4 protein-coding genes and 1 pseudogene are annotated in these 5,229 nt (G+C 61.1%); 3 read left to right on the forward strand and 2 right to left on the reverse strand.

All coding sequences use genetic code 11. The features are described 5' to 3' along the window. Together BIS10_RS17170 and BIS10_RS17175 are read left to right on the forward strand one after the other, a co-directional pair. On the forward strand, window positions 1–1,391 hold a 1,391-nt coding region (locus tag BIS10_RS17170; RefSeq protein WP_253507121.1), incomplete at its 5' end, for a GNAT family N-acetyltransferase. 32 nt (window positions 1,392–1,423) lie between these two features. Then, the gene (locus BIS10_RS17175) at window positions 1,424–2,881 is read left to right on the forward strand and encodes an aminoacyl-histidine dipeptidase (RefSeq protein WP_253507124.1); all 1,458 of its coding nucleotides are present in this window, start codon (window positions 1,424–1,426) and stop codon (window positions 2,879–2,881) included. A gap of 92 nt (window positions 2,882–2,973) precedes the next feature. Here BIS10_RS17175 and BIS10_RS17180 read toward each other — a convergent pair whose 3' ends face one another. Further along, window positions 2,974–3,450, reverse strand: coding sequence for a Dps family protein (locus BIS10_RS17180; protein ID WP_083024364.1), 477 nt, complete (start codon window positions 3,448–3,450; stop codon window positions 2,974–2,976). A gap of 235 nt (window positions 3,451–3,685) precedes the next feature. Beyond that, complete coding sequence (locus BIS10_RS17185; RefSeq protein WP_253507127.1) at window positions 3,686–4,819, reverse strand: glycerate kinase; 1,134 nt, start codon at window positions 4,817–4,819, stop codon at window positions 3,686–3,688. Window positions 4,820–4,936: 117 nt separating this feature from the next. On the opposite strand from BIS10_RS17185, the pseudogene BIS10_RS17190 reads away from it, so the two are divergent. Further along, window positions 4,937–5,229, forward strand: a pseudogene (locus tag BIS10_RS17190) (hypothetical protein); the annotation flags it as partial.

Below are 5,229 nucleotides of genomic sequence, written 5' to 3' on the forward strand. Positions count from 1 at the left end.
GCCCTGAAGCACAGCACCACGGCCCCGCCGAGGTGTCGCTTCCCAACGGCAGTCGGCTGCGCTTTTTGCCGCCGGATGTACTGACGGAGCAGGTAGAGCAGGGCACGCTAGGAGGCAGCGGCAGTATGCTGCTGGTGGATGAAGCCGCCGCCATTCCGGCGTCGTTGCTGGCCCGCTGGCTGGTGGCTTTTCCGCGCATTGCGTTTGCCACGACGGTGCATGGCTACGAAGGCTCGGGGCGCGGCTTTGCGCTGCGTTTTCGCGATATATTGGACCGCCAAGCGCCCCAGTGGCGTGAATTGACGCTGCAAGCGCCAATACGCTGGTCAGCCGGTGACCCGCTGGAAGCCGTCATTCAGCACCTGCTTTTACTCGATGCGCCGCTGCCCAAAGTAGAGCCACACCAGGGCGAGCGGCTTCCCAGCATGGTGATTAGCCAAGCGCAGCTAGCGGAGCGGGGGGCTTTGCTGGAACAGATGTTTGGCCTGCTGGTGCAGTCCCACTACCGCACCACGCCGAGTGATTTACGCCAACTGCTGGATGGCCCCGGCACGTCGCTGCGCATGGTGCTAGGCAGCGATGGGGCTGGCCCCCAAGCGGTACTGGTCACGCGAGAGGAGGGCGGCTTTGATGCCGCGCTTGCCGAGCAGGTAGCGCGAGGCGAGCGCAGACCTCAGGGGCATTTGTTGGCGCAGTCGCTGGCGGCCCATTGCGGCAGCCGTGAGGCGCTAACCGCCCGCTGGCGGCGGGTGGCGCGCATTGCTGCCCACCCACAGCGCCGTCGCGAAGGGCTGGGGCGGCAGCTGTTGGAAGAGGATATGGTCAGCGCTGCTCAGCAAGGTATTGTGCTGTATGGGGCTACTTTTGGTGCTGAGGCAGGGTTGCTCCAATTTTGGCTGGCGCTGGGGTTTGTGCCGGTGCGTTTAGGCATTACCCGAGAAGCCGCCACTGGCGAATACGCCGTGATGGTCGCCAAACCGCTCAACCAAGAGGGTCAGTCGGTGCTCGGTGAATTAACCGCAGGCTTTGCCGCTTCGCTACCCGGCCTGTTGGCGTTTGAGTTGGCAACACTGCCCGCTCCGGTGGTGGCGCTGTTGCTCACCTCGCTCTCCGGCCAGCCGCTTAGCGCAGCCGAGCATCAGGCTATTCACGACGTAGCCTATGCCCGCCGCGACCCCGCCCTGGCTCGCTCGGCGCTGCAGGCGCTGGCGCGTGAAGCCAGCCGCCAACCGTTAGGTGAGGCCCAGCAGGCGCATCAGCAGCTCGCTTCTTGGGCCTACCAAAATCAGCCGTTAGCGAAGGCTCAAAAAGAGGCCGTACAACGCTTACGTCAGGCTGTACAGCAGGTGTTCGAAGCATGTGCGCTTTTCCCCAGTGAGCCAGAGCGGTAAAGTAAGCGCGTTATCGATAATGAAGAGTTTCCATGAACGCACATCTAGCAGCGCTCGAACCACGCCTTGTATGGCAGCACTTTCGCACCCTGTGTAACACGCCGCGCCCCTCCGGCCATGAAGCCGCTTTGGTGGCGACGTTAGAAGCCTGGGCCGATGCTCAGGGGCTCACCCACGACCGGGATGCCTTTGGCAACCTGCGCATTCGCAAGCCCGCAACGCCGGGCTGTGAAGGCGCTCCCGGTATCGTGCTGCAGGGGCACCTGGATATGGTGGCCCAGGCCAACTCGGGGCATGAGCACGACTTTACCCGTGACCCCATTCGCACCGTGGTCAAAGAGGGCTGGCTTCACGCTGAAGGCACCACTCTAGGGGCGGATAATGGCATGGGCGTAGCGGCCATTTTGGCCGTGCTGGAAGACCCCGAACTGACCCATGGCCCGCTGGAAGCGCTGTTCACCCTGGAAGAAGAGACCTCCATGGGCGGTGCGCTAAATCTTGCCGAAAACTGGTTGGAAGGCTCGCTGCTGCTCAACTTGGATAGTGAAGATCGCGGCGAGGTGTATATCGGCTGTGCGGGCGGCGCGGATGTAGTGGTCGATGCGCAGCTGCCCAGCGCTGTCCTGCAGGAGCATGAGCAGCTGCTTTCTCTCTCGCTCACCGGCCTGAAAGGCGGCCACTCGGGCATGGATATCCATAAGCCTTTGGGGAACGCTAACCGCCTGTTGGTGCGCGTGCTGTGGGCACTGGAGGCCTTCGATGCCCGCTTGGTGAGCTACCAGGGCGGCACGCTGCGCAACGCCATTCCCCGTGAAGCCTTTGCCCAGGTAGCGCTGCCCGCCGACGATATGCACGCCGCTCTGGCAACTGTCGAGAAGCTGGCCGCTACTCTCAAAGCCGAGCTTGGCAGCGGTGACAGCGGCTTGGTATTGACCGCCGCTCGTGCCGAACAGGCCGACGCCGAGCCGCTGACCCTGGACGCCAGCGCCATGCTGCTGGCCGCGCTTCATGCCGCCCCCTGCGGCGTCGAGCGCATGAGCGCAGACGTGCCCGGCGTGGTGGAAACCTCCAATAACCTAGGCGTGCTAAGCGTTGAGCAAGGGCGCTTCCACCTCTGTGCTTTAGTGCGTTCACTGCACGACAGCGCTGCCGAGGCAATGGCTGGGCGCTTTCAGGCGCTGTTTGGTCTGATGGGCGCACGGGTAAAAGTCGAGAACGGCTACCCCGGCTGGGCACCCAACCCCGAAAGCCCGCTGCTGGCGACGTTTAAGGCACGCCATGCGGCGCTGATGGGCCACGCGCCCGAGGTGAAAGTGATCCACGCGGGGCTTGAGTGCGGCATTTTAGGCAGCAAATACCCCCACCTGGATATGATTTCCTTTGGCCCGCTGATTCGCGGCGCGCACTCTCCAGATGAGCGAGTGGAAATAGCGTCTGTGGCGGAGTTCTGGGCTATGCTGCGCGATCTGGTGGAAGCGCTGGCGAAGTAACGCCGTGCTCATGCCACTCACCCGCAACAAAAAAAACGGCACCGAGGTGCCGTTTTTATTCACTACCTGTTAACCAGGGCTGTTTAACGCACTTATTTACCTAAATAGGCGTTAAGCATCCACACGGTTTTTTCCTGCTCGCGGATGTAGTCGCCCGCTTGGGCCGCAGTGCCTTCATCATCGGCGTCAGAAGCCAAAGAGAGCAGCTCGCGCTGTAGCTCAATCAGCGTTTGGTAGCCGGTGAGAACGCCCTTCACGCAGGTTTTACCATCGTGAACGTCTTTGTCTTCCTGAATGCTCGATAGCTTCACGTAATCGCTGTAGGCGTGTACCGGCTTATGCCCCAGGGTAAGAATACGTTCGGCCACTTCATCTACTTTGGTCAGCAGGTCAGTGTAGAACTCCTCAAACTTGGCGTGCAGTTCAAAGAAATCGTTGCCCTTCACGTTCCAGTGGTAGCCACGCACATTCATGTAAAAAATCTGATAGTTGGCCAGCAGGTGATTGAGTTTCTCTGCCAGCTGGCTGGCGCTGCCTTCGTGTAGGCCAATGCTGTTCATATCATCCATTGTGTGCTCCTCCATGGTTGGAGCCGCGCTGAAAAAGTACGGCCATCAAATCGTTTGATCTAGCTTAGGACGCTGTGCTTGCGATGCAAAACAGGTTTTTTGCATCGCAGCTATAGCGCCCTACCATTAGAGCGGTGAGCTGGCGACGGCTGACTCATCGCTGATGAATAAAGAGATGTAGGCGCAGGCGCGTCATTTCAAGGGGCTTATCTTCAAGGCTCGCTTAAAAGCATGCTCAGCGGCTTGACAGCCAAAGGCGTGTGATGCTTTCGCAGCGGTCTGCCAGAAGCTCTGCCGTACGGGGTAGCGCCTGTTCTAATGTCATTAGGCCATCGGCCAGCGCAAAGGCGGCGGTGACGCCCTCTTCCGTGCAGGCTTGCCAGCCGTCGCCCAGGCTACCCGCGAGCACAATTACCGGCTTGCCCTGGCGTTTAGCGGCGCGGGAGACGCCAATCGGCGTTTTGCCCGCCAAGCTCTGGCCATCTAGGCGGCCCTCGCCGGTAATCACTAAATCAGCATCGTTCAGCAATTGGGCAAAATTCGCCTGCTGCATGATCATTTCAATGCCCGGCGTTAGCGCCGCGTTCAAAAAGCAGTGCGCCGCAAACCCCATGCCGCCTGCCGCCCCCGCTCCCGGCAGTGCTCTGTCATCTTTGCCGAGCGCTTTGGCTGTGAGGTCAGCAAAGTGGCCGAGCGCGCGGTCTAGCGTTGCCACATCGGCGTCTGTCGCGCCCTTTTGCGGGCCGAAGACGGCGCTAGCACCGCGTTCGCCCAGCAGTGGGTTATCCACATCCACGGCGGCCTCTACGCGTAATTCGGCTAAGCGCGGGTCTAACGTCGAAAGATCCAGGGTCGCAAGCTGCTGGAGTGCGCCTCCGCCTGGGGGCAGCGGCTGGCCCTGGGCATCTAGTAGCGTGGCCCCCAATGCTTGCAGCATACCGGCACCGGCGTCGTTGGTGGCGCTACCACCAAGTAGCAGTAAGGCATGGGTGGCGCCTGCTTCTAGGGCAGCGAGAAACAGCTCGCCTACGCCAAAGGTGGTGGTATGCAGGGCGTTGCGCTCTTCGCCGGTCAGGTGCTGCAGGCCGCTGGCTTCTGCCAGCTCGATAAACGCGGTACGCTGCTCGCTTAGCCAGCCCCAGGCGGCTTGACGTGGCCGCCCAAGGGCGTCTTGCACCGTGAGCGTACGGCGCTCGGCATGGGTGGCGGCAATTAAGGCATCAAGGCTGCCTTCGCCGCCATCCGCCAGGGGGCAGAGCTGTGTGATGGCGTTGGGCGCTGCCCGTTGAATACCTTGTGCCATGGCCTTGGCGGCCTCTTCGGCGCCCAAGGCGTCCTTAAAACTGTCAGGGCAAAGCAGTACATTCATCGCACAACCTCCTTAAAACGTTGTCTCAGCGTGTTGTCGTTCTTTTTAATGTCTGTTGGCGAGCTTAGCGCGCTGCTTGGTGACACACCAGCCACGAAGGTAGCGAGAGGATTTATCATGAAGGCCATACCCCTTAGCATTACCTGCCTGTTGGCACTGGCGGGTTGTCAGACGGTTCCTGACCGGCTGCCCCAAGCGGAGCCTGCGCCAGCGGCGGCGTGCTACTTCCCCACCGGCCAGTCTGCGTCAGATGAAACGCTGAGCGTTTTGACGGATAGCATCGACGTGCTGGAAGCCTGGGGGTTTTCGTTGGAGACCACTGATACTGAACTTGGGCTAGTGAGTGCCTCCCGGGAGCGCGAGCTGATCGGCTACTACGACCGCTATGACTACGACTATGGCTACGGCAG

Origin of the sequence: Halomonas sp. 707B3 (genome assembly GCF_024158645.1) — a bacterium.
Classification (GTDB): domain Bacteria; phylum Pseudomonadota; class Gammaproteobacteria; order Pseudomonadales; family Halomonadaceae; genus Vreelandella; species Vreelandella lionensis.